The organism is Acinetobacter sp. TYF_19 (genome assembly GCF_043105125.1).
Lineage (GTDB): Bacteria > Pseudomonadota > Gammaproteobacteria > Pseudomonadales > Moraxellaceae > Acinetobacter > Acinetobacter johnsonii.
The window spans coordinates 1-1,045 of the sequence record NZ_JBICLH010000039.1 but is presented as its reverse complement, the minus strand read 5'-3'; the positions used below and the strand labels follow the sequence as shown (position 1 = coordinate 1,045).

At 36.8% G+C, this 1,045-nt stretch carries 1 protein-coding gene; it reads right to left on the bottom strand.

Features of this window, described 5'->3' with window-relative positions:
- Window positions 1-955 (bottom strand): IS30-like element ISAba125 family transposase (locus tag ACF8FD_RS04195; protein ID WP_031999571.1); only part of this gene is annotated, 955 nt, incomplete at its 3' end.
- Window positions 956-1,045 lie beyond the last annotated feature (90 nt).

Genomic DNA, 1,045 nt, shown 5'->3' with positions numbered 1-1,045 from the left:
CGACAGTTTGAAAAGTCTTATGATAATCAACAAGCTGAGCAAATTTCTCTAATGGTGTAAGCCAATCTAACGCTTTTCTAGGACGAGTATTCAGTGACATGGCAACTTGATTTAAATAATGCTGATCTGCCTGATTTAAATCAATCCCTTTAGGTAAATATTGCCTAATTAAACCATTCATATTTTCGCATGTGCCTTTTTGCCAGGGTGAATGTGGGTCACAGAAATATACATCTATGCCTAAATCTTCTTCAAGTATTTTATGTTCTGCCATCTCGCGTCCACGGTCATAGGTCAACGTTTTACGCAGTTCTGCAGGTAAATATTTCAGAGCTTCAGTTAAAGCCTTGCGCACTGATTCTGCCTTTGCATCAGGTAATGTTGCCAAGATACAGAGCCGTGTATTTCGTTCAATAAGTGTTGCTATCGAACTTTTATTGTCTTTACCTTTAATTAAATCAGCTTCCCAATGACCCGGTATTTTTCTTTCTTGAACTTCGGCTGGGCGCTCATGAATAGTTTTAATATCCTGTAATATAGAATCTTTTTTAGGTTCACCGTTAGCTTTTCGCTTTTTATTTTCATGACGCAGACAGGATAATAAGTCTTTTTTCAACTCACCCTTTGGTAATGCTCGTATCGTTGAATAAATCGTTGTATGGCTTACATTCATTGTTTGATCCAAATCAGGAAATGTCTTTAAACGCTTTGCTATTTGCTGAGGAGACCATAAACAACGGATCGCTTCAACAATAAATTTCCAGAGGATTGAATCGATTTTGAGTTTTCTGTGACCACGTCTACGTCTAGCGAAGGTGTTATCAGAAGCATATCGAGCTTGATAAACGTCATTGATGCTATTTCTTTTAAGCTCACGATAGATCGTACTAGGATGTCTTTTAATGAGTTCAGCAAATTTTCTGGCTGAAAAGCCTTCTTTTCTTGACTCAAGCATTAATGCAGTACGATCTTCAAAGTTAAGATGATGGTATGACAATTTTATATACTCCATAAACCCTTTAAATTAATTAGGTGGTTTATGTCG